We start from the raw sequence: 21,877 nt of genomic DNA, 5'->3' as shown, positions 1-21,877 counted from the left end.
TCGCGCTCAGGACACCACGTTGGTGAGATCGTAGATCGGCGCGAGCACCGAGAGGATCACCGCGCCCACCACCAGCGCCAGCACCAGCGTCACCGCCGGCACCAGCGCCGCCAGCAGGCGGTCGATCGCGGCCTGGGTGTCCTGGTCGAAGGCATCGGCGGTCTTCAGCAGCATGCCATCCAGCGTGCCGGATTCCTCGCCCACCTGGATCATCTGCAGGGCCAGGCGCGGGAAGCGCTTGCCGCGCGCCAGCGCGGCCGACAGCCCGACGCCGTTCTTTACCGCCTCGGCCGCGGCCTCCACGTCCTCGGCCAGCAGGCGGTTGGCAAGCACGTTGCGCGCGATCCCCAGCGCCACCAGCAGCGGCACGCCGTTGCGCAGCAGGGTGCCGAGCGTACGCGCCAGCCGCGCGGTCTCCAGCTTGGCCAGCAGCGGGCCCAGCAGGCGGCGCTGCAGCAGCCAGCCGTCCAGCCGGCGCATGAAGGCCGGGTCGCGGCGCAGGCGCTCGAACCCGAGCAGGACCAGCAGCGGCAGCGCCAGCAGCACGAACCACCACGCGCGCACGAATTGCCCCACCGCCAGCACGCTGCGCGAGAACCACGGCAGCTCGGCGTTCAGGCTGGCGTACATGGCCGCGAACTGCGGCACCACGTAGGCCAGCAGGAACAGCAGCGACAGCCCCACCATCGCCAGCAGGATGGCCGGGTACACCAGCGCGTTCACCACCCGCGTGCGCAGCGCGCGCGAGCGCTCCAGGTACTCGGCCAGCCGCTGCAGGGTCGGTGCCAGGCTGCCGCCGGCCTCGCCCGCGCGCACCATGTTCACGTACAGCCGCCCGAACGCGCCGTGCTGGCGCTCCAGCGCCACCGACAGCGGCGCGCCGCCTCGCACCGCCTCGCGCACGTCGGCCACGATCCGGCGCGAGGGCGGATCGTCGGGCAGGTCCATCAGGATGCCGAGCGCGCGGTCCAGCGGCTGCCCGGCGCCGAGCAGGGTGGCCAGTTGCTGGGTGAAGCGCACCAGGTGGTCGCCGGAGAACGGCGGCGGCCGCAGCAGCGCGCGCAGCGCCGGCAGCCCACCCTCGCCGGTATCGACTCGCGCCTCCACCGGCAGGTGCCCTTGCTCCTGCAGGCGGGTGGCGACCTCGGCCTCGCCGGCGGCCTCCATCCGGCCTTCCAGCAGTTCGCCGCGCGCGTTCAGCGCCTTGTAGCGGTACGTCGGCACGGGTTCAGGCGTCCTCGGTCACGCGCAGGACTTCCTCGATCGTGGTCTCGCCGCGCAGCGCCTTGGCGATCCCGACCTCGTACATGGTCGCCATCCCGGCCTGGCGCGCGAGCTTCTCGATCTCGTCCATCCCGGCGTGGCGCATCACCGCGCGCCGCAGCTCGTCGTCCATCACCAGCAGTTCCATGATGGTGGTGCGGCCGAGGTAGCCGGTGGGCGACAGCGGCGACGGCACCGGCCGGTACAGCAGGATCTCGCCCTGCGGCTGGAACCGGCGCAGGCCGAACTTCTCGATCTCCTCCGGCGAGGCCGGGTACGCCTGCGCGTGGGTCGGCTCCAGCCGGCGCACCAGGCGCTGCGCAAGGATGCCGTTCACCGTCGAGGTCAGCAGATAGTCCTCCACGCCCATGTCCAGCAGGCGGGTGATGCCGCCGGCGGCGTTGTTGGTGTGCAGCGTGCTCAGCACCAGGTGGCCGGTGAGCGCGGACTGGATGGCGATGCGCGCGGTCTCGAGGTCGCGCATCTCGCCGATCATGATGATGTCCGGATCCTGGCGCACGATGCTGCGCAGGGCGTTGGCGAAATCCAGCCCGATCGCCGGCCGCGCCTGGATCTGGTTGATGCCCTCGATCTGGTACTCCACCGGGTCTTCGACGGTGATGATCTTCACCTTCGGCGTGTTGAGCTTCGACAGCGCGGTGTACAGCGTGGTGGTCTTGCCCGAGCCGGTGGGGCCGGTCACCAGCAGGATGCCGTGCGGCTGCTCCAGCACCTTCTGGAAGCGCGGCATGAACGCCGGGCCGAAGCCGAGGCGCTCGAAGTCCAGCACCACCGTCTCGCGGTCGAGCAGGCGCATCACCACCGACTCGCCGTGCGCGGTCGGCACCGTGCTCACGCGCAGGTCCAGCTCCTTGCCCTGCACCCGCATGACGATGCGGCCGTCCTGCGGCAGCCGGCGCTCGGCGATGTTGAGCTTGGCCATGATCTTGATGCGGCTGACGATGGCGGCGGCGAGGTTGGCCGGCGGGCTCTCGCCTTCCTCCAGCACGCCGTCGATGCGGTAGCGCAGCTTCAGCCGGGTCTCGAACGGCTCGACGTGGATATCGGAGGCGCGCAGCTCGACCGCGCGCTGGATGATCAGGTTGACCAGCCGGATCACCGGCGCTTCCGAGGCGAGGTCGCGCAGGTGCTCGACGTCGTCGAGGTCGGCCTCGGCGCCGGCGCCCTCCACGATTCCCTCCATCGCGCTGCGGCCCTGGCCGTGCCAGCGCTCGATCAGCTCGTCGATCTCGGCGCGCAGCGCCACCGCCGGGCGCAGCGGGCGCCCGAGGGCCAGCCGCACCGCGTCGAGCACGTAGCTGTCCTGCGGGTCGGCCAGCAGCACGTCCACCCCCTCGGGGTCGGCGGCGACCGCGACCACGTGGTGCTGCTTCATGAACTTCAGGCCCAGCGCGACCTCGTCCGGCGGCAGCTCGGGCACGTCGCGCGCGCTGCGCAGCGGCAGGCCCAGCGCGGCCGCGCAGGCCTCGGCGTGGTCGCGCTCGGCCACCAGCCCCAGCCGCGCCAGCAGCACCAGCAGATCGCCGCCGTCCTGCTCCTGCAGCCGGCGCGCGCGCGCCAGGTCGGCCTCTTTCAGCTTCTCGCGCTGCAGCAACAGCGCCACCACACGCCCTGCGGCATCGTCCTGCATCGTTTCCACCGGGCTGGGCACTGCATTCACGCCTGCGACTCCTGCGATCCGCAGCGGACTTTAGCAGGCCGAGCCGGCGCCGGGACGGCCGCGCGCGCGTGCGCGGCCAGCACCGCTCGGCGGCACCCCCGGCCCGTCGGCGGGCAGGCCGCCGGGCGTTCGCGGGCTCGCGGCTAGCGCCGCTCGGCGGCACCCCCGGCCCGTCGGCAGGCAGGCCGCCGGGCGTTCGCGGGCTCGCGGCTAGCGCCGCTCGAAAGCCCCGCTCACCCCAGCCACACCCGGGCGTTGCGGAACATGCGCAGCCACGGCGACTCCTCCGGCCAGTCGGCCGGGGCCCAGCTGAAGTTGGCGCTGCGCAGGGTGCGCTCGGGATGCGGCATCAGGATCGTGGCGCGGCCGTCGCGGCTGGTGACGCCGGCGATGCCGTCGGGCGAGCCGTTCGGGTTGGCCGGGTAGTGCTCCGCGACGCGAGCGCCGTCCATGTAGCGCACGGCCACGTCCACCGCGGCCTGATCGGTTGCGCTGGCGAATACCGCCCGCCCCTCGCCATGCGCCACCGCCACCGGGATCCGCGACCCCGCCATGCCGCGCAGGAACACCGACGGCGACTCGCCCACCTCCAGCAGCGCCAGCCGCGCCTCGTACTGCTCGCTGGCATTGCGCTGGAAGGTCGGCCAGTGCTCCGCGCCGGGGATGATGTCACGCAGCTGCGCCAGCATCTGGCAGCCGTTGCAGATGCCCAGCGCGAGGCTGTCGCTGCGCGCGAAGAACGCGGCGAACATCGCGCGCAGGGCCGGGCGCTCGAGGATCGAGGTGGCCCAGCCGCGACCGGCGCCGAGCACGTCGCCGTAGCTGAAGCCGCCGCAAGCGGCCAGGGCGTGGAAGTCCTTGAGGTCGAAGCGGCCGGCGATGAGGTCGCTCATGTGCACGTCGAACGCGTCGAAGCCGGCGCGATCGAAGGCGTAGGCGGTTTCCATCTGGCTGTTGACGCCCTGCTCGCGCAGGATCGCCACCTTCGGCCGCGCGCCGGTGGCAATGAACGGTGCCGCCACGTCCTCCGCGGCATCGAAAGTGAGCACCGGCTGCAGGCCCGGCGCGTCGAACCGGCGCGCGGCCTCGCGCTCGGCATCGGCGCAGGCGGGGTTGTCGCGCAGGCGCTGGATGGCATGGGTGACCGACCACCAGGCATCGAACAGCTCGTCCCAGCGCCACTGCGCCAGCTCGGCCTCGCCGTCCGCGATCCGCACCACCGGCGCGGTGGTCGGCACCGCGATCCGCTGCGCGCATTCGATCAGGCCGTGGCGCGCGACCAGGTCGGCGAACGCGGCGCGCTCCGCCACCGGCACCTGCACCACCGCGCCCAGCTCCTCGTTGAACAGCGCGCGCAGCGGGTCGTCGCTGCGGCCATCGCCCCAACCGTCGAGGCGGATGTCCAGCCCGACCCGCGAGGCGAACGCCATCTCGCACAGGGTGGCGAACACGCCGCCGTCGGAACGGTCGTGGTAGGCCAGCAGCAGGCCTTCTGCGCGCGCCTCGCGCACCAGCTCGAACAGCGCGCGCAGGCGCTCGGGATCGTCGAGGTCGGGCACTTCGCCGCCGAATGCCGGCAGCGTGGCCCCGCGATTGGCGTCGGGATGGCACTGCGCCAGCACCGAGCCGCCCATGCGCTGGCGCCCGCCACCAAGGCCGAGCAGCCACAGCTCCGACTCCACGTCGCGGCGCAACAGCGGGGTCAGCTGGGCGCGCACGTCGGCCACCGGCGCGAACGCCGAGACCACCGGCGACACCGGCGACACCGATGTGTGGGTGCCGCCGGCATGCGTCCACTGCGCCTGCATCGACAGCGAATCCTTGCCGACCGGGATGCCGAGCTCCAGTTCGGGGCACAGCTCCAGCCCGACCGCCTTGACCGCGTCGTACAACCGCGCGTCCTCGCCGGGATGCCCGGCCGCCGCCATCCAGTTGGCCGACAGCTTGATCCGGTCCAGCGCCTCCAGCGGCGCCGCCATCAGGTTGGTGAGCGCCTCGCCCACCGCCATCCGCGCCGCCGCGGCGGCGTCCAGCAGCGCCAGCGGGGTGCGCTCGCCCACGCTCATCGCCTCGCCGGCGAAACCGTCGAAGCCCGACAGGGTGATCGCGCAGTCGGCCACCGGCAGCTGCCACGGGCCGACCATCTGGTCGCGCGCGGTCAGGCCGCCGACGCTGCGGTCGCCGATCGTGACCAGGAACGACTTGGCGGCGACGGTGGGATGCGCGAGCACGCGCAGGCCTGCCTCGCGCAAGTCGAGCGCGTCGGTGTCGGCCTGCGGCCAGCGCGGCGGCGCCGGGTGCGCGGTGTCGCGGTGCATCTTCGGCGGCTTGCCGAACAGCACGTCCATCGGCAGGTCGATCGCCGGCGGCTGCCCGGCGTAGCCGACGCGCAGGTGCTGCTCTGCAGTGGCGGTGCCCACCACCGCGAACGGACAGCGCTCGCGTTCGCACAGCGCGGCGAACTCGGCCACCCGCGCCTGCGGGATGCCCAGCACGTAGCGCTCCTGCGACTCGTTGCACCACAGCTGCATCGGCGACAGCGAGGGATCGTCCTTCGGCACCTGGCCGAGGTCGATCACGCCGCCCACGCCGGAATCGTGCAGCAGCTCGGGAATGGCGTTCGACAGGCCGCCGGCGCCGACGTCGTGGATCGACAGGATCGGGTTGTCCGCGCCCAGCGCCACGCAGCGGTCGATGACTTCCTGCGCGCGCCGCTCCATCTCCGGGTTGTCGCGCTGCACCGAGGCGAAGTCGAGGTCTTCGGCGGAATCGCCGGAGGCGACCGAGCTGGCGGCACCGCCGCCGAGGCCGATCAGCATCGCCGGGCCGCCAAGCACGACCACCGCGTCGCCCGGCGACAGCCGTCGCTTCTCCACCTGGCCGCGGTCGATCGCGCCGAGGCCGCCGGCGAGCATGATCGGCTTGTCATAGCCGCGGGTGAGGCCGTCGGCCTCGTGCAGCTCGAAGCTGCGGAAATAGCCGGCCAGGTTGGGCCGCCCGAATTCGTTGTTGAACGCCGCCGCGCCCAGCGGGCCGTCGCGCATGATCTCGAACGCGGAGGCCATGCGCGGATTCAGCGGGCGCGCGGTTTCCCACGGCTGCGGCAGGGTGGGGATGCGCAGGTGCGAGACCGAGAACCCCGCCAGGCCCGCCTTCGGGCGGCCACCGCGGCCGGTGGCACCCTCGTCGCGGATCTCGCCACCGGCGCCGGTGGAGGCGCCGGGAAACGGCGCGATCGCGGTCGGGTGGTTGTGGGTCTCGACCTTGATGCAGAACGCCGACTCCGCCAGCGGCTCGCTGCGGTAGCGCTGGGTCGCCGGGTCCGGGCGCCAGCGCGCCGCCGGATAGCCCTCCACCACCGCGGCATTGTCGCTGTAGGCCGACAGCACATGCTGCGGAGTGCGCGCCTGGGTGTGCTTGATCATGCGGAACAGCGAGGTGGGCTGCTCCTGGCCGTCGATGGTCCAGCTGGCATTGAAGATCTTGTGCCGGCAGTGCTCGGAATTGGCCTGCGCGAACATCATCAGCTCGACGTCGTGCGGGTCGCGCCCGAGCTCGGCGTAGCGCGCGCGCAGGTAGGCGATCTCGTCCTCGGCCAGGGCCAGGCCCAGGCGCGCATTGGCTTCTTCCAGCCGCGCCAGCGGCACCACTTCCAGCGCCCCCGCGGGCGGTGCCGCGAACAGCGCCGCGCCGGCCTCGCGCGCCTCCAGCAGCGACTGCGTCATCGGATCGTGCAACAGCTTGCCCAAGGCCGCGGCGGTGGCGGCATCGGCGGGCCAGCCAGCGAGGTCGATCCGCATCCCGCGCTCGACCCGGCGCACCGGCAGGCCGGCGCCGCGCAGCAGCTCGGTGGCCTTGCTGGCCCACGGCGAGAGCGTGCCCAGGCGCGGCACTACGTAGCGACTGACCGTGCCTGGCGCGGGCGCGGCGAAGCCCTCGCCGGCCTCCAGGATGCGGCGCAGCGCGTCCATGTCCGGGGCGGCGCCCGGTTCGGGATCGACCCAGTAGCCATGCCAGGCCCCGGTGATGCGCAGGCCGGGGACGAGCGCTTGGAGGCGGTCTTGCAGGCGGTCGCGGCGGAACGGCGACAGGGCGGAGGCGCCCTCGAGGACGATCATGTCCGGCAATCGGTGTGGACGGCCCGCCATTGTAGCCGAGCCCCCACCGCCCGCGCCGGCGCGGGCGCCGCGCTCAGGGTGCGTCCAGCGCGTCCAGCCGCTGCGCCAGCCGCTCCGGCGGCAGGTAGCCGCCGACCATGCGCCCGTCCAGGGCCAGGATCATCGGCGTGCCCTCCAGCCCCATGCGCAGGCCGGCGCGGTACTGCATGTCCACCGGCGTGCGCGGGCAGGCGCCCAGCGCCACCGGGCGGTCGTTCTTGGCGTCGGTCAGCGCCTTGCGGCGATCGGGCGCGCACCACACCGCGACCATCTTGCGGTAGTCGTCGCTGCCCAGCCCGGCGCGCGGGAAGGCCAGGTATTCGACCCGGATGCCGAGCGCGTTGTAGCGATCGATCTCGGAGTGGAACTTGCGGCAGTAGCCGCATTCGATGTCGGTCAGCACCACCACCGTGTGGCGCGGCGTGCCCTTGGGCGCGAACACGATGCGGTCGGCCTCCGGCAGCGAGGCGAGGATGCCCTTGCGCACCTGCGCCATCGCCGCCTCGCTCATGTCCTGGCGCTTGGCCACGTCCACCAGCCCGCCTTGGAACAGGTACTTGCCGTCGTCGCTGACGTACAGCACGGTGCCGCCGGCCACCACCTGGCGGAAGCCGGGAAGCGGCGCCGGGCCGATGCTCTCGATCCGCACGCCCTCGCCCAGCGACTGCACCGCCTCGCGCGCACGCGCCTCCGGGCTGCCGTCGGCGATCTTGCCGAGGTCGGCGGACGGCACGTCGGCATCGGGCTTGGCGGCCGCGGCGGTCGCGCCGCCGTTGGACTGGGCGCAGGCGGACAGGCTGAAGCCCAGCAACAGGGCGAGGACGAGCTGTTTCATCGGCACTCCGGAACGCAGGGGCGGGCCGCGGGCGCGGGCCACCGGGGCAGGCTTGGACCCGACGCCGGCGCGCGGGTTCCGCATTGTCGCACGCCGCCGCCCGGGCCCGAGGCGGCCCAGACCTGCAGCTCAGACCCGCGGCTCAGGCCCGCGGATGGTGCAGCGCGTGCAGCCGACGCAGGCGGTCGCGCGCGATGAGGGTGTAAATCTGTGTGGTGGACAGCGAGCTGTGGCCCAGCAGCATCTGCAGCGCGCGCAGGTCGGCGCCGTGGTTGAGCAGGTGGGTGGCGAAGCTGTGGCGCAGCCCGTGCGGACTGACCCGCGCCGGATCGATCCCGGCCGCGGCCGCATGCCGCTTCACCAGCGCCCAGAACGCCTGCCGGCTGGGTGCGCTGCCGCCCGGTTCGAGGAACAGCACCGCCACCGCGGCCGGGGCGCGCGCCCCGGCCAGCAGCTGCGGCCGCGCCTCAGCGAGGTAGCGCTCCAGCCAATGGCGGGACTCCTCGCCCAGCGGCACCAGGCGTTCCTTGTCGCCCTTGCCGCGCACCCGCAGCAGGCCCTGGCGCAGGTTCACCGCCGTGCCCGGCAGCGCCACCAGCTCGCTCACGCGCAACCCGCAGGCGTACATCAGCTCGAGCATGGCGCGGTCGCGCAGGCCCAGCGCGGTGCCGGTGTCGGGCGCTTCCAGCAGGGCCGCCACCTGCGCCTCGGACAGCGCCTTCGGCAGCAGCCGCGGCAGCGCCGGCGCCTGCAGCAGCGCGCACGGGTCATCGCCGCGCAGCCCCGCGCGCAGCGCATGCGCGTAGAACGCATGCAGGCAGGCCAGCAGCCGCGCCGTGCTGCGCGCCGCGTATCCGGCCTGCGCGCGCATCGCCAGATAGTCGAACAGGGCGCCTCGATCGGCCTGCAGCAGCGGCGGCCGGCCACTGCCGCGCAGCCAGCGCGCCAACGCCTGCAGGTCGGCGCGGTAGGCGGCCAGGGTGGCGGCGGCCAGCCCGCGCTCGGCCCACAGCGCGTCCAGGAAGCGCTCGATCGCCTGCGCGTCCGCCGCGTCCAGCGGCGGCAGGCGGTGGATGTCGCGGCGGCGGTCGGCGGCGCTCGGCATCGCCCAAGGGTAGCGGCCGCCACGCGCGCCGTCTGTATCCTGTGGCGATGCCCGACCGCCCTTCCCCCCTCATCGGCTGGCGCCTGCTGGCGCTGCTATACGACCTGTTCCCGGCGCTGGCGCTGTGGTTCGTGGTCGCTGCGGCCTTCACCCTGGCGCATGGCGACGCGGTGCGCGGCGGCACGCTGGGGCTGCTGGAGTTCGCCGCGCTGTGGCTGGTGGCGGGGCTGTACGCGACCTGGAGCTGGCACCGCGGCGGCCAGACCATTGGCATGCGGCCGTGGCGGCTGCACCTGGTGGCGGCCGACGGCGGCCGCCCCGGCTGGCGCGCGCTGTGGCTGCGCTACGCGCTGGGCGGGGTGTCGCTGCTGGCCGGCGGGCTCGGCTTCTGGTGGGCGTGGCTGGACCGCGACCGCCTGACCTGGCACGACCGCCTCAGCCGCACGCGCCTGCTGCGCGGGCGGGCATCCCCGGCGGCGTGAGGCGCACGCCTCAACGGCTGCGGCGGCGGAACAGGCTCCACGACAGCGCCAGCATCGCCAATGGCGGCAACGCATAGGCGATCCGGAAATCGAAGCGGTAGATGCCGGCCAGCTTGGACGCGATCATCTGGAGCATCCAGAAGCCGAGCGCGAACACGATCCCGACGAACACCCGCTTACCGTAACCGCCGCTGCGCAGCGAGCCGAACGCGAACGGCATCGCCGCCAGGCACAGCGCCAGCACGTTGAACGGATAGAACCAGCGGCTCCAGTACACGTTCTCGAAGTCGGCCGAATCCAGGTGGTTGCGGCGGCGGTAGTCGATGCTGGCGCGCAGCTCGCTGCTGCTCATGTTGCCGGGGCGGGTGATGCTGGAGGCCAGCACGGACTGGTCCAGCTTCGAATCCCAGCGCTCCTGCGCCACCCGGCTGCGCTGCACCGACTTCGGCCCGAACACGGTGCGCTCCACCCCGTGCAGCAGCCACTGGCCGTCGCGGTGCTCGGCCATGTCCACGCTGGCGATCGACAGCAGGCGGCCGTCCTCGCCGAACTGGAACAGGCGCACCCCGCGCAGCTCGAGCCAGCGCTCGTTGCCGCGCTGCTTCTCCTCGCCGCCGTGGGCGTTCAGGAACATGTCGCCCTCGCGCGCCCACAGCCCGCTGTAGCGCGACACCGCCATGTCGCTGTGGCGCACCGCCTTGATCGCCTGCGCGCGGTCGTCGCCCCACGGTGCCAGGGTCTCGCCGTTGACCACCATCAGCAAGGTCACCAGCGCCAGCGCCGACAGCACCGAGGCCGCCAGCCGCGGCCGTGATATCCCCACCGCGCGCAGGATGGTGAGTTCGGAGGTGGCCGCCAGCTGGCCCAGGCCCAGCAGCATGCCGATCACCGCGGCGGTCGGGAACAGCACGTAGGCGCGGCTGGGGATGGTCAGCCCGGTGGCGGCGATGGCGTGGTTGATGGTGTAGCCGCCGCGGCCCAGCTCGCCCATCTCGCCGACGAAGGCCAGCACCACGTCCAGCCCCAGCAGCACGCCCCAGGCCAGCAGCACGCCGCCGAACACGACCCGCGCCAGGTAGAGATCGTGCAGCCGCGGCCAGCGCTTCACTTCGCCCCCTTCGGGCGCGCCAGGCGGCCGTCGCGGGCATACAGCCAGGCTGCCAGCGCCAGCAGCGGCAGCAGCAGCCACCACAGGCCGGCGGCGGCGGGGATCCGCCCTTCCGCCAGCCACTGGGTGCCGAGCACCAGCAGGAACAGGCTCACCAGATACACCAGAAACGCCAGCAGCATCGCGCCGTAGCGCGACTGCCGCGGCCCGCTGCGCGCCAGCGGCACCGCCAGCAGCGCCAGCGCCAGCGCCAGCAGCGGCGGGGCGATCCGCCAGTGCAGCTCGGCCTGCGCCGCCGGGGCCGGGTTGCCCAGCAGGGCCGGGGTCGGCAGCAGCTCGGGATCGTTGAGCTGGCGGGTGTCGTCGGCGGTGGGCAGCTCCATCTCGTTGCGGCGGTAGCGCATCAGCCGGTAGTCGAGGTCGGGGCCAGCCGCCGGGCCTTCCACCCGGAATCCGTCCAGCAGCGCCAGTACGCGCGCGCCGTGGTCGCGGTACAGCTCACCGCTGCGCGCGGTGGCCACGTCGATGCGGTCGCCGCGCTCGCGGAACAAAAATACCCGCGCCAGCTTGGTACCGTCGTTCGACATCTCGCCGGCATAGGCCACGCCGCCGTTCGACAGCGGGGTGAAGCGGCCCGGCTCCAGTCCGGCCACCAGCAGGTTCTTGTTGGCCTCGATCACCATCCCGCGCGCCAGCCGGTTGGCCCACGGCCCCAGCCACAGCGAACAGCCCGCGATCACCAGCAGCACCGGCAGCACCACCCCCGCCAGCGGTCGCAGCACGCGCGCCGGGCCCACCCCGACCGCCGCCAGCACGTACATCTCGGAATCCCTGTACAGCCGCCCGACCGCCAGCAGCAGGCCCAGCAGAAGCGCCAGCGGCAGGATCATCGGCAGGTAACCGAGCAGGCGCAGGCCCAGCTGCGACAGCAGCAGCGCCGGCGGCAGCTTGCCGCGCGCCATCTCGCCGATCAGGTCGGCGAACAGCCCGCCCAGGCTCACCATGCCCAGCACCACCAGCGCCGCCACCACGGCACGCGCGAATTCGGCACTCAGGTAGCGGTCCAGCTTCGGCATCGGGCCCGGTTGCTTTAGAATCGGAAATCCACTTTCGCGCGGCATCGCCGCCCGAGCGCAGGCCGCGCATTGTATGCCACGCCGCCCATGCCACCCTGCCCGGCGCACCGGGCCCGGTGTCACTCGCTTCCATGCACGCCCACGCACGACCCCGCCCGCAGACCCGCACACACAACAGGTACGTTGATCGATGAGCCTCGAATTCAGCCTGAACCAGACCGCCCCCGCCACTGCCGCCGTCGATTGCGTGGTGGTCGGCGCCTTCGCCGATGGCCGCCTGACCGCCGCCGGCCAGCAGCTGGATGCCGCCTGCGGCGGCCGCCTCGCGGCGCTGGTGGCACGCGGCGACGTGGAAGGCAAGCCGGGCAAGACCGCCCTGCTGCACGACCTGCCCGGCATCGCCGCGCCGCGGGTGCTGGTGGTGGGCCTGGGCGAGGCCGGCAAGTTCGGCCCGGCGCAGTACCTCAAGGCGGTCGGCGACGCCGCGCGCGCGCTGAAGACCGGCCCGGTCGAATCCGCCCTGCTCACCCTGTGCGAGGTGGCGGTGAAGGACCGCGACGCCGCCTGGGCGATCCGCCAGGCCGTGATCGCCGCCGACCACGCCTGCTACCGCTACACCGCCACCCTCGGCAGCGCCAGCAAGAAGCGCGAGCACAAGGGGCTGGCGCGGCTGCAGCTGGCCGGCGACGACGCCACCGCGCTGGCCCGGGGCATCGCCATCGCCAAGGGCGTGGCCTTCACCCGCGAGCTGGGCAACCTGCCGCCCAACGTCTGCAACCCGGCCTACCTGGCCGAGCAGGCGCAGGCGCTGGCCGCCACCCACGCCAAGGTGGAATGCGAGGTGCTGGACGAGGAGGCGATGCAGGCGCTGGGCATGGGCGCGCTGCTGGCGGTCGCGCGCGGCAGCGCGCAGCGCCCGCGCCTGATCGTGCTCAAGTACAGCAACGGCGGGGAGGCCAAGCCCTACGTGCTGGTCGGCAAGGGCATCACCTTCGACACCGGCGGCGTCAACCTCAAGGTGCAGGGCGGCATCGAGGAAATGAAGTACGACATGTGCGGCGCCGGCAGCGTGCTCGGCACCTTCGTGGCCGCGGTCGAGATGCAGCTGCCGCTGAACCTGGTGTGCATCGCCGCGGCGGTGGAGAACGCCATCGACGGCAACAGCTACCGCCCCTCGGACGTGATCACCAGCATGTCCGGCAAGACCATCGAGGTCGGCAACACCGACGCCGAGGGCCGCCTGATCCTGTGCGACGCGCTCACCTATGCGCAGCGCTTCCAGCCGGCGGCGCTGGTCGACGTGGCCACCCTCACCGGCGCCTGCGTGATCGCACTGGGCAAGCCCGCCACCGGGGTGATGACCACCACCAGCCAGGACCTGGCGCGCGAGCTGCTGGACGCGGGCGAGACCGCGCACGACCGCGGCTGGCAGCTGCCGCTGTGGGACGACTACCAGCCGCTGCTGGATTCCGCGTTCGCCGACGTCTACAACATCGGCGGCCGCTGGGCCGGCGCGATCACCGCCGGCTGCTTCCTGTCGCGCTTCACCGAGGGCCAGCGCTGGGTGCACCTGGACATCGCCGGCAGCGCCTCCGAGGACGGCAAGATGGGCATGGCCACCGGCCGCCCGGTCGGCATGCTCAGCCAGTGGCTGCTGGACCGGGTGGCATAAGCGCCGATGCCGCGCGCCGATTTCTACCTGATCGACAAGCCGCGCTTCCGCGAGCAGCCGCTGCTGCTGGTGTGCGAGCTGGCGCGCAAGGCGCATGCCAGCGGCCAGCCCACCCTCATCCTGGCGCGCGACCAGGCCCAGGCCGAGGCGCTGGACGACCTGCTGTGGGCCTTCGATCCGGACGAATACCTGCCGCACCAGATCGCCGGGCAGGACGAGGACGAGGACGAGGCCCCGGTCCTGATCGCGCCGCCGGAGATCGACGCGCCGCTGCGCCCGCTGCTGATCAACCTGCGCGACGATCCGCCGCAGGGCGCGTTCGAGCGCGTGCTGGAAGTGGTCCCGGCCGAACCGGCCGCGCGCGGCCCGCTGCGCACGCGCTGGAAGCACTACCAGGCGCTCGGCTTTGCACTCAACAAATACGACATGTAATCCCGCCGCAATGACATCCCTCGCCCCCGGCTACGACCCCAAGTCCTTCGAATCCCGCCTGTACCAGCAGTGGGAGGCCAGCGGCGCGTTCGCACCGCAGGGCGACGGCCCGGCCTACACCATCCTGCTGCCGCCGCCGAACGTCACCGGCACCCTGCACATGGGCCATGCGTTCCAGCACACCCTGCAGGATGCGCTGATCCGCTACCACCGCATGCGCGGCTACCGCACCCTGTGGCAGATGGGCACCGACCACGCCGGCATCGCCACCGAGATGGTGGTCAGCCGCAACCTCGCCATCGAGGGCAAGGGCGAGACCCGCGATTCGCTGGGACGCGAGAAGTTCATCGAAAAAGTGTGGGAGTGGAAGCAGCACAGCGGCGACACCATCGAGCGCCAGATGCGCCGCCTGGGCGCGTCCGGCGACTGGTCGCGCAGCGTGTTCACCATGGACCCGATGGCCAGCGCGGCGGTCACCGAGGCCTTCGTGCGCCTGTACGAGCAGGGCCTGATCTACCGCGGCCAGCGCCTGGTCAACTGGGACCCGGTGCTGCAGACCGCGATCTCCGACCTCGAGGTAGTCAACGAGGAAGAAAACGGCCACCTGTGGTCGATCCGCTACCCGCTGGCCGACGGCGCCACCTTCGAATACGTCGAGCACGACGCCGACGGCCACGAAACCCTGCGCGAAGTGCGCGACTACGTGGTGGTGGCCACCACCCGCCCCGAGACCATGCTCGGCGACAGCGCGGTGATGGTGCATCCGGAAGACCCGCGCTACCTCGACCTGCACGGCAAGGCCATCCGGCTGCCGCTGACCGGCCGCCGCATCCCGGTCATCACCGACGCCTACGTGGACCGCGACTTCGGCACCGGCGTGGTGAAGGTGACCCCGGCGCACGACTTCAACGACTACGCGGTGGGCCAGCGCCACGGCCTCGGACTGATTAACATCTTCACAAAAGAAGCCAAGATCGTAAGCAATGCCGCTTCCGACTGGCACATGAACATGACGACCAGCAATCGATGGGAGAATCGCAACCGCGCCTTCTCCGTAACTGATCTTGCTGGAGATATCGGAATCCCAGAAAAGTACCAGGGCCTCGACCGCTTCGACGCGCGCAAGGTGATCGTGGCCGACCTCGAGGCCGCCGGCCTGCTGGTCGAAATCAAGCCGCACCGGCTGCAGGTGCCGCGCGGCGACCGCAGCGGCCAGGTGATCGAGCCCTTCCTCACCGACCAGTGGTTCGTGAAGATGGACGGCCTCGCCAAGCGTGGTCTCGAACTGGTGGAGTCCGGCGAGGTGAAGTTCGTCCCGCCGAACTGGATCAACACCTACCGCCACTGGCTGGAGAACATCCAGGACTGGACGATCAGCCGCCAGCTCTGGTGGGGCCACCGCATCCCGGCGTGGTTCGACGAGACCGGCAAGATCTATGTCGGCCGCAGCGAGGCCGAGGTGCGCGCAAAGCACGGCCTGGGCGATGCGCCGCTGCGGCAGGACGCGGACGTACTGGAGACCTGGTTCTCCTCGGCGATGTTCCCGTTCTCGACCTTGGGCTGGCCTGACGCACAGGCCATGCGCGAGCGCGGGTTCGATGCCCACCTGCCGAGCAATGTGCTGGTCACCGGCTTCGACATCATCTTCTTCTGGGTGGCGCGGATGATCATGATGACCGACGCGCTCACCGGCCGGGTGCCGTTCCGCGACGTGTACATCACCGGCCTGGTGCGCGACAAGGACGGCCAGAAGATGTCGAAGTCGAAGGGCAACATCCTCGACCCGCTGGACATCATCGACGGCATCAGCGCGGATGCGCTGGTGGCCAAGCGCACCACCGGGCTGATGCAGCCGAAGATGGCCGAGAAGATCGAGAAGGCCACCCGCAAGGAATTCCCGAACGGCATCAACCCGCACGGCGCCGATGCCCTGCGCTTCACCATGGCCGCGCTGGCCGGCCCGGGCCGCGACATCAAGTTCGACCTCGCGCGCGCCGAGGGCTACAAGAACTTCTGCAACAAGCTGTGGAACGCGACGCGCTTCGCGCTGATGAACGTCGGCGAGGCCACGTTCGCCGGCGCGCCGCAGCCGCAGACCGACGCCGAGCGCTGGATCCTCGCCCAGCTCGACCGCACCTGCGCCGAGGCCGCCGCGCATTTCGCCAGCTACCGCTTCGACCTGCTGGCGCAGTGCCTGTACGAGTTCACCTGGAACCAGGTCTGCGACTGGTTCCTGGAGCTGGCCAAGCCCGCGCTCAACAGCGACGATGCCGAGGCCGCCCACAGCACCCGCCACACGCTGGTCTATGTGCTGGAGGCCCTGCTGCGCCTGCTGCACCCGCTGATCCCGTTCATCACCGAGGAGCTGTGGCAGGCGGTCGCGCCCCGGCTCGGCAAGTCGGGCAGCCTGATGCTGCAGCCGTACCCGCAGCCCGGCGCGATCGATGCCGGCGCCTACGCGCAGGCCGAGGCCGACATCGAGTGGCTGAAGGCGATGATCGGCGCGGTTCGCCGCATCCGCAGCGAGCTCGGCGTGTCGCCGGCCAAGCAGGTGGCCCTGCTGGTGCGCGGCGGCAACGCCGAGGATGCGGCGCGCATCGCCCGCTTCGACGCCCCGCTGCGCTTCCTGTGCAAGCTGGAGCGGGTCGAGGCGATCACCGGCGAGCCACCGGCCGCCGCGCCGGCGGTGGTCGGCGAGCTGCAGCTGTTCGTGCCGCTGGAAGGGCTGGTGGACCTCGACGCCGAGCGCGCGCGCCTGGACAAGGAGCTGACCAAGGTGGGCGCGGAGAAGGCCAAGAGCGAGGCCAAGCTGGCCAGGTTCGGCCCCGGCGTACCGGAGGCGGTGGTGGAACAGGAACGCCAGCGCCTGGCCGACTGGAGCACCAAGCTCGCCGCACTGGCCGAACAGCGCGCGCGGTTGGGGTGATCCCGGGACGCAGGCCACACCTGCGTCCTGCGCCTGTCGGAGGCTGAAGCCCGCTCGTCCCGCGCCTGCCGGGGCACGAAGCCGTTCGTCCTAAGCCTGTTGAAGTCGAGAGCCCGTTCGTCCTGAGCCTGTCGAAGGATGAACGGGCGCGGCCCGCGCACCCGGCGCGATCAGTCCGGCAACAGCTCCATCGCCATCACGATCGCGTCCTCGCGGCCGCCGACCGCCGGGTAGTAGCGCGGGCGGCGCCCGATCTCGTTGAAGCCGCTGCGCTGGTAGAGCTCGATCGCGCGCCGGTTGGACGGCCGCACTTCGAGGAACACCCGCTGCGCGCCGTGGCCGCGCGCGATCTTCAGCAGCGCCTGCAGCATGCGCCGGCCGAGGCCGCGGCCCTCGTGCCCGGGCGCGGTGCACAGGTTCAGCACATGCGCCTCGTCGGCGGCGATGCTGAGCACGCCGTAGCCGGCCAGCCCGCCGTCCGCGCACTCGAGCACCCACATCGCATAGCCGGCGCGCAGGCAGTCGCGGAAGATGCCGGGCGTCCACGGGAATGGATAGGCGCGGCGCTCGATCGCCATCACCGCCTCGAGGTCGGCCTCGCGCATGGGCCGCAGCCCGGGTTGGGCCGCGGCGGCATAGGCCTCGGCCGCGGTGCTCATGCGCGGCCCCGGCGCAGGGCGCGCAGGCGCGGCCACAGCGCCCGCTTGGCTGCCGGATCGGTGCGCAACCGCGGCAGCAGGTCGGCGATCCCGGCCTGCGCCCGCAGCGTCTGCGGCGACAGCCGCGCCGCCTGCGCCAGCTTCGCCAGCAGGGCGGCATCGCGGGCATCGATCTCCATGCCGGCGCCCGACCCGGCCTCCTCCGGCGCGGATTGCCCCGCCACGGCAACCGGCGCGCTGCCCGACGGCGCCACGGCCACCCGGTAGGCGTCGTGGCCGAGCTCGGCCAGCACCGCGCGCTGGAACGGATCCCAACTCAACCGGCGACCTCCGGCGGCAGGCGCCGGCGCTTGAACCACAGCAGCGGGCCGGACAGCGCATACAGGGTGGTGCCGCCGAGCAGGGTGATCGCCGGGGCGACCCACAGCGCGATCAATCCCGCCAGCACCAGCACCAGCACGAAGAACGGCACGCGGTCGGCTTTCGGCCCCTGGCGGCTGCCCTTGAAGCTGTTGTAGCGGATGCGGCTGACCATCAGCAGGCCGGCCACCACCGCCACCGCCAGCGCGGCGTAGCGCAGTTCCACCCCGGAAGCGCCGAACTCGTGGCAGACCCAGACGAAGCTGGCCACCAGCCCGGCCGCAGCGGGGCTGGCCAGGCCGATGAACCAGCGCTTGTCCACCGTGCCCACCTGGCTGTTGAACCGCGCCAGCCGCAGCGCCGCGCAGGCCGCGTACAGGAACGCGCCCAGCCAGCCGATCTTGCCCAGGGTGGGCCCGTCCAGCTTCAGCGACACCAGCGCCCAGTGGTACATCAGCATGGCCGGGGCCATGCCGAAGCTGATCAGGTCGGACAGCGAGTCGTACTGCACCCCGAATTCGCTCTGGGTGTTGGTCAGCCGCGCGACCCGGCCGTCCAGCCCGTCCAGCACCGCGGAAATGAAGATCGCGATGCAGGCCGCCTCGATGCGCCCCTGCGAGGCGGCGATGATCGAATAGAACCCGCCGAACAGGGCGCCGGTGGTGAACAGGTTGGGCAGCAGGTAGATGCCGCGGCCGCGCGGGCGCGGCGAAGGGTCGAGATTTTCATCCATGACCCCAGTTTACGGGGTTGCGGTGGAGCCGGCGCGGTGCTGCAATCGGCCGGCATTCCCCCGGAGCCCGCCATGACCCTCGCCCGTTTCCTCGTCCTGTCCGTGCTGGCCGCCGCGCTGGCCGCGCCGGCCACGGCCCAGCAGCAGCAGCGCGTGTACCAGTGGAAGGACGCCAGCGGCGTCACCCACTACACCGACACCCCGCCCAGCAGCGCCCACCAGACCCGCGACATCGACGTACGCACCGGCACCACCGCGCCCAGCGAGCCCAAGCAGGCCGCCGAGAGCGAGCAGTGCACCAATGCCCGCGCCAATCTCAAGCGCCTGCAGAGCGGGGAGCCGATCGGCTACGACAGCAACGGCGACGGCAAGCCCGACCGCAACCTCAGCGCCGACGAGCGCAAGGCCCAGACCGAGCTGAACGCGGCCGCGGTGAAGGCGTTCTGCCCGCCGGGCAAGTCCTGAGGCCCGTATGAAGCAGTGGTTCTGGATGGTGCTGCTGGCGGTGGCCGCGGCGGCCGCGGCCCGCTGGTGGTACACGGTCGAGATGCCGCGGCGGGCGCATGAGCGCGAGGCCGCCGCCGAGGCCGCGGCGATCCAGGCCGAGCGCGCAGACGCGCTGTACCGCTGGCGCGACGACGACGGCACGTTGCACGTCAGCGACGAACCGCCGAAGAACCACCGCTACGAGCGCATCCGCAAGACCCCGAAGGACGGCATCGAGGTCGACGGCACGCGCTGATCGCGCGGGCGCCCGTCCAGCCCGGTTCGCGCACAGACCATCCCCCGTTCGCGGCGCGCCATACCCCCGCACGTGGAATGCGACACGCCTGTCGCCGGGGGAGCCGCATCCCGTTCGTGGTGAGCCTGTCGAACCACGGACGGGATACCCGCCCTGCACGCCCTTCCGCAGGCCCAGGGTGGACGCTCGCAGGGTCCACGGTGCGCGCGCATGGCAAAATGCGCGTTCCGCCCCGTGTCGAAGTCCTCCGCATGCGCCTGTCGCAGTTCCACCTCCGCACCGAAAAGGAAACCCCGGCCGAAGCCGAGATCGTCAGCCACAAGCTGATGCTCAAGGCCGGCATGATCCGCAAGCTGGCCGCCGGCCTGTACACCTGGTCGCCGCTGGGCCTGCGCGTGCTGCGCAAGGTGGAGGCCGTGGTGCGCGAGGAAATGGACCGCGCTGGCGCGATCGAAATGGCGATGCCCTCGGTGCAGCCGAAGGAGCTGTGGGAGGAAACCGGGCGCTGGGCGAAGTTCGGCCCGCAGCTGCTGAAGATCCGCGACCGCAAGGAGCAGGAATACTGCTTCACCCCGACCGCCGAGGAAGCGGTCACCGATTTCTTCCGCCAGGAATTCTCCAGCTACAAGCAGCTGCCGGTGAATCTCTACCAGATCACCACCAAGTTCCGCGACGAGATCCGTCCGCGCTTCGGGGTGATGCGTGCGCGCGAATTCCTGATGAAGGACGCCTATTCCTTCCATATCGACGAGGATTCGCTGCGCGTCGAATACCGCAACATGTACGACGCCTATTCGCGCATCTTCACCCGGCTGGGGCTGAAGTTCCGCGCGGTGGCGGCGGATACCGGCGCGATCGGCGGCAGCGCCTCGCACGAGTTCCAGGTCCTGGCCGATTCCGGCGAGGACGCACTGGCCTATAGCGATGCCTCCGATTTCGCGGCCAACGTGGAGCTGGCCGAAGCGGTGGCGCCTGGTCCGCGCGCGGCCGCGGGCGAACCCCTGCGCGAAGTCGCCACCCCGACGCAGAAAACCTGCGAGGACGTCGCCGCGCTGCTGGGCATCCCGCTGGCGCGCACGGTGAAATCGGTGGCGGTGATGGGCACGGGCGACGACGGCGCGCCGCAATTCACCCTGGCGCTGGTGCGCGGCGACCACGTGGTGAATGAAATCAAGCTGGCGAAACTGCCGGGGCTGGCCGATTACCGGCTGGCGAGCGAGGCGGAGATCCTGGAATACCTCGGCTGCGAACCGGGCTTCCTCGGCCCGCTGCAGCCGCGCCGGCCGATCCGGGTGATCGCCGACCGCACGGTGGCGGCGATGGCCGATTTCGTGGTCGGCGCCAACAAGCCCGGATTCCACCTGGCCGGCGTCAACTGGGGCCGCGACCTGCCCGAACCCGAAGTGGCGGACATCCGCAACGTGGTCGAGGGGGACCCCTCGCCGGACGGCAAGGGCGTGCTGCGGATGGCGCGCGGGATCGAGGTCGGCCATGTGTTCGCGCTTGGCCGCAAGTATTCCGAAGCGATGCACTGCAGCGTGCTGGACGCGGCCGGCAAGGCTGTGGCCCCGGCGATGGGCTGCTACGGGATCGGCGTCTCGCGGATCGTGGCCGCGGCGATCGAGCAGAACCACGACGCGGCCGGCATCGTGTGGCCGCCGGCGATGGCGCCGTGGCGGGTGGTGGTATGCGTGATCAATCCCAAGAATGACCCGGCGGTGACCGCCGCGGCGGAAGCGCTGTATGCGGAATTGAACGCGGCCGGGCTGGATGCCGCGCTCGACGACCGCGGCCTGCGCCCCGGCGCGATGTTCGCGGATATCGAATTGATCGGCATTCCGCATCGGGTGGTGGTCTCCGCGCGCGGGCTGGATGCCGGCACGTTCGAATACCGCGCGCGCACCGCCAGTGAATCCGAACAGCTGGACCGCGCCGCGCTGCTGGAAAAGCTCCGCGCCTGAACCCAGCCTCCACGGCTTCCTGAACGCATATTCCGGGAATCCCGCGGGATTCCCGGAAGAATCTGCGCGGATGGAATGAATCGGAGTATGATCCGCGCATCCAACGGACTGGATACTCCCTTCATTCCAAAAAGTCGAAACCCACCATGAGCATGAATATCGACACTCTCAGCCCGCAGGAACTGGCCGCCCTGATCGCGCGCGCCAACAAGCGCAAGAAACTGCTGGCCAAGCGCAAGCCCGCCGCGCAAACCAAGGCCGCGGTGGCCAAACTGCTGAAAAGCGCCGGCTGGACCTTCGAGGAGCTGTACGGCAAGTCCGGCGGTAGCAGCGTGCCGGCCGCGGCGAAGAAGCCGCGCAAGGCCGCCGCCAAGCGTAGCGCTGGCAAGGTGCCGCCGAAGTACCGCAATCCGGCGAACGAAAAGGAAACCTGGACCGGCCGCGGGCGCCCGCCGCGCTGGCTGGCCGGGGAACTGGCTGCGGGCCGCAAGCTGGAAGAGTTCCTGATCCAGAAGTAATCGCGACGCGACCGGGACCCGATCCCGCATGCGCACAGGGAAAACGCCGGCCCGCGCCGGCGTTTTCTTTTGGGTAATTCCTAGCCAAACCGGACCAGATCAACGAGGATTTGGTCATGAAGCGATGCCCTTCGTGCGAGGGGACAAGGCACTACAAGCTGGCCGAT

General features: G+C 71.6%; 18 protein-coding genes. 8 read left to right on the top strand and 10 right to left on the bottom strand.

Features of this window, described 5'->3' with window-relative positions:
- Positions 1–6 precede the first annotated feature (6 nt).
- The 5 genes from xpsF to xerD form a co-directional block, all read right to left on the bottom strand.
- The gene (gene xpsF / locus EDC34_RS11355; RefSeq protein ID WP_114961000.1) at positions 7–1,224 is read right to left on the bottom strand and encodes a type II secretion system protein XpsF; all 1,218 of its coding nucleotides are present in this window, start codon (positions 1,222–1,224) and stop codon (positions 7–9) included.
- Between the two features lie 4 nt (positions 1,225–1,228).
- Positions 1,229–2,944, bottom strand: coding sequence for a type II secretion system ATPase GspE (gene gspE, locus EDC34_RS11350; protein WP_205388084.1), 1,716 nt, complete (start codon positions 2,942–2,944; stop codon positions 1,229–1,231).
- Positions 2,945–3,177: 233 nt separating this feature from the next.
- Positions 3,178–7,062 carry a phosphoribosylformylglycinamidine synthase gene (gene purL / locus EDC34_RS11345; RefSeq protein WP_205388085.1) on the bottom strand — a complete coding sequence of 1,295 codons (3,885 nt, stop codon included), beginning with the start codon at positions 7,060–7,062 and terminating at the stop codon, positions 3,178–3,180.
- Between the two features lie 73 nt (positions 7,063–7,135).
- Complete coding sequence (locus EDC34_RS11340) at positions 7,136–7,936, bottom strand: DsbC family protein (RefSeq protein ID WP_114961003.1); 801 nt, start codon at positions 7,934–7,936, stop codon at positions 7,136–7,138.
- Between the two features lie 142 nt (positions 7,937–8,078).
- Positions 8,079–9,041, bottom strand: coding sequence for a site-specific tyrosine recombinase XerD (xerD, locus tag EDC34_RS11335; protein WP_114961004.1), 963 nt, complete (start codon positions 9,039–9,041; stop codon positions 8,079–8,081).
- A 47-nt stretch (positions 9,042–9,088) separates the two neighbouring features.
- On the opposite strand from xerD, the gene EDC34_RS11330 reads away from it, so the two are divergent.
- Positions 9,089–9,523: an RDD family protein gene (locus EDC34_RS11330; RefSeq protein WP_114961005.1), complete on the top strand. Its 435-nt coding sequence runs from the start codon at positions 9,089–9,091 to the stop codon at positions 9,521–9,523.
- Between the two features lie 10 nt (positions 9,524–9,533).
- Here the strand turns inward: EDC34_RS11330 and lptG are convergent, their stop codons facing one another.
- Both lptG and lptF read right to left on the bottom strand, forming a co-directional pair.
- Positions 9,534–10,679 carry an LPS export ABC transporter permease LptG gene (lptG, locus tag EDC34_RS11325; protein WP_205388087.1) on the bottom strand — a complete coding sequence of 382 codons (1,146 nt, stop codon included), beginning with the start codon at positions 10,677–10,679 and terminating at the stop codon, positions 9,534–9,536.
- Positions 10,628–11,707 carry an LPS export ABC transporter permease LptF gene (gene lptF / locus EDC34_RS11320; protein WP_114961007.1) on the bottom strand — a complete coding sequence of 360 codons (1,080 nt, stop codon included), beginning with the start codon at positions 11,705–11,707 and terminating at the stop codon, positions 10,628–10,630. The genes lptG and lptF overlap by 52 nt, the downstream gene beginning before the upstream one ends.
- A 190-nt stretch (positions 11,708–11,897) precedes the next feature.
- Here lptF and EDC34_RS11315 point away from each other — a divergent pair, with 190 nt between their 5' ends.
- Genes EDC34_RS11315 through EDC34_RS11305 form a run of 3 tightly spaced genes read left to right on the top strand, consistent with a single transcriptional unit; the run spans position 11,898 to position 16,737 of the window.
- Positions 11,898–13,379 (top strand): leucyl aminopeptidase, encoded by a 1,482-nt coding sequence (locus tag EDC34_RS11315; protein WP_114961008.1) that lies wholly within the window; start codon positions 11,898–11,900, stop codon positions 13,377–13,379.
- A 6-nt stretch (positions 13,380–13,385) separates the two neighbouring features.
- Positions 13,386–13,811: a DNA polymerase III subunit chi gene (locus EDC34_RS11310; RefSeq protein WP_114961009.1), complete on the top strand. Its 426-nt coding sequence runs from the start codon at positions 13,386–13,388 to the stop codon at positions 13,809–13,811.
- A 10-nt stretch (positions 13,812–13,821) separates the two neighbouring features.
- Positions 13,822–16,737 carry a valine--tRNA ligase gene (locus tag EDC34_RS11305; RefSeq protein ID WP_114961010.1) on the top strand — a complete coding sequence of 972 codons (2,916 nt, stop codon included), beginning with the start codon at positions 13,822–13,824 and terminating at the stop codon, positions 16,735–16,737.
- 170 nt (positions 16,738–16,907) lie between these two features.
- Here EDC34_RS11305 and rimI read toward each other — a convergent pair whose 3' ends face one another.
- The 3 genes from rimI to pssA are packed head-to-tail and all read right to left on the bottom strand — an operon-like array spanning position 16,908 to position 18,489.
- Positions 16,908–17,396, bottom strand: coding sequence for a ribosomal protein S18-alanine N-acetyltransferase (rimI, locus tag EDC34_RS11300; RefSeq protein WP_114961019.1), 489 nt, complete (start codon positions 17,394–17,396; stop codon positions 16,908–16,910).
- The gene (locus tag EDC34_RS11295) at positions 17,393–17,716 is read right to left on the bottom strand and encodes a hypothetical protein (RefSeq protein ID WP_114961011.1); all 324 of its coding nucleotides are present in this window, start codon (positions 17,714–17,716) and stop codon (positions 17,393–17,395) included. The genes rimI and EDC34_RS11295 overlap by 4 nt, the downstream gene beginning before the upstream one ends.
- Positions 17,713–18,489 (bottom strand): CDP-diacylglycerol--serine O-phosphatidyltransferase, encoded by a 777-nt coding sequence (gene pssA / locus EDC34_RS11290; protein WP_114961012.1) that lies wholly within the window; start codon positions 18,487–18,489, stop codon positions 17,713–17,715. Before pssA ends, EDC34_RS11295 begins: the two co-directional genes overlap by 4 nt.
- A gap of 72 nt (positions 18,490–18,561) precedes the next feature.
- On the opposite strand from pssA, the gene EDC34_RS11285 reads away from it, so the two are divergent.
- The 4 genes from EDC34_RS11285 to EDC34_RS11270 all read left to right on the top strand — a co-directional run bounded on the left by EDC34_RS11285 (position 18,562) and on the right by EDC34_RS11270 (position 21,710).
- Positions 18,562–18,954, top strand: a complete 393-nt coding sequence (locus EDC34_RS11285; protein ID WP_114961013.1) for a DUF4124 domain-containing protein — start codon at positions 18,562–18,564, stop codon at positions 18,952–18,954.
- A gap of 7 nt (positions 18,955–18,961) precedes the next feature.
- Positions 18,962–19,231 (top strand): DUF4124 domain-containing protein, encoded by a 270-nt coding sequence (locus tag EDC34_RS11280; RefSeq protein ID WP_114961014.1) that lies wholly within the window; start codon positions 18,962–18,964, stop codon positions 19,229–19,231.
- 251 nt (positions 19,232–19,482) lie between these two features.
- Complete coding sequence (locus EDC34_RS11275) at positions 19,483–21,192, top strand: proline--tRNA ligase (RefSeq protein WP_114961015.1); 1,710 nt, start codon at positions 19,483–19,485, stop codon at positions 21,190–21,192.
- Between the two features lie 146 nt (positions 21,193–21,338).
- Complete coding sequence (locus EDC34_RS11270) at positions 21,339–21,710, top strand: H-NS histone family protein (protein WP_114961016.1); 372 nt, start codon at positions 21,339–21,341, stop codon at positions 21,708–21,710.
- Positions 21,711–21,877 lie beyond the last annotated feature (167 nt).

The sequence above is a fragment of the Thermomonas haemolytica genome, from assembly GCF_004346265.1.
In the GTDB taxonomy this organism is placed as follows: domain Bacteria; phylum Pseudomonadota; class Gammaproteobacteria; order Xanthomonadales; family Xanthomonadaceae; genus Thermomonas; species Thermomonas haemolytica.
The sequence above is the reverse complement of the archived record's forward strand: the minus strand, read 5'-3'. Positions and strand labels throughout refer to the sequence as shown.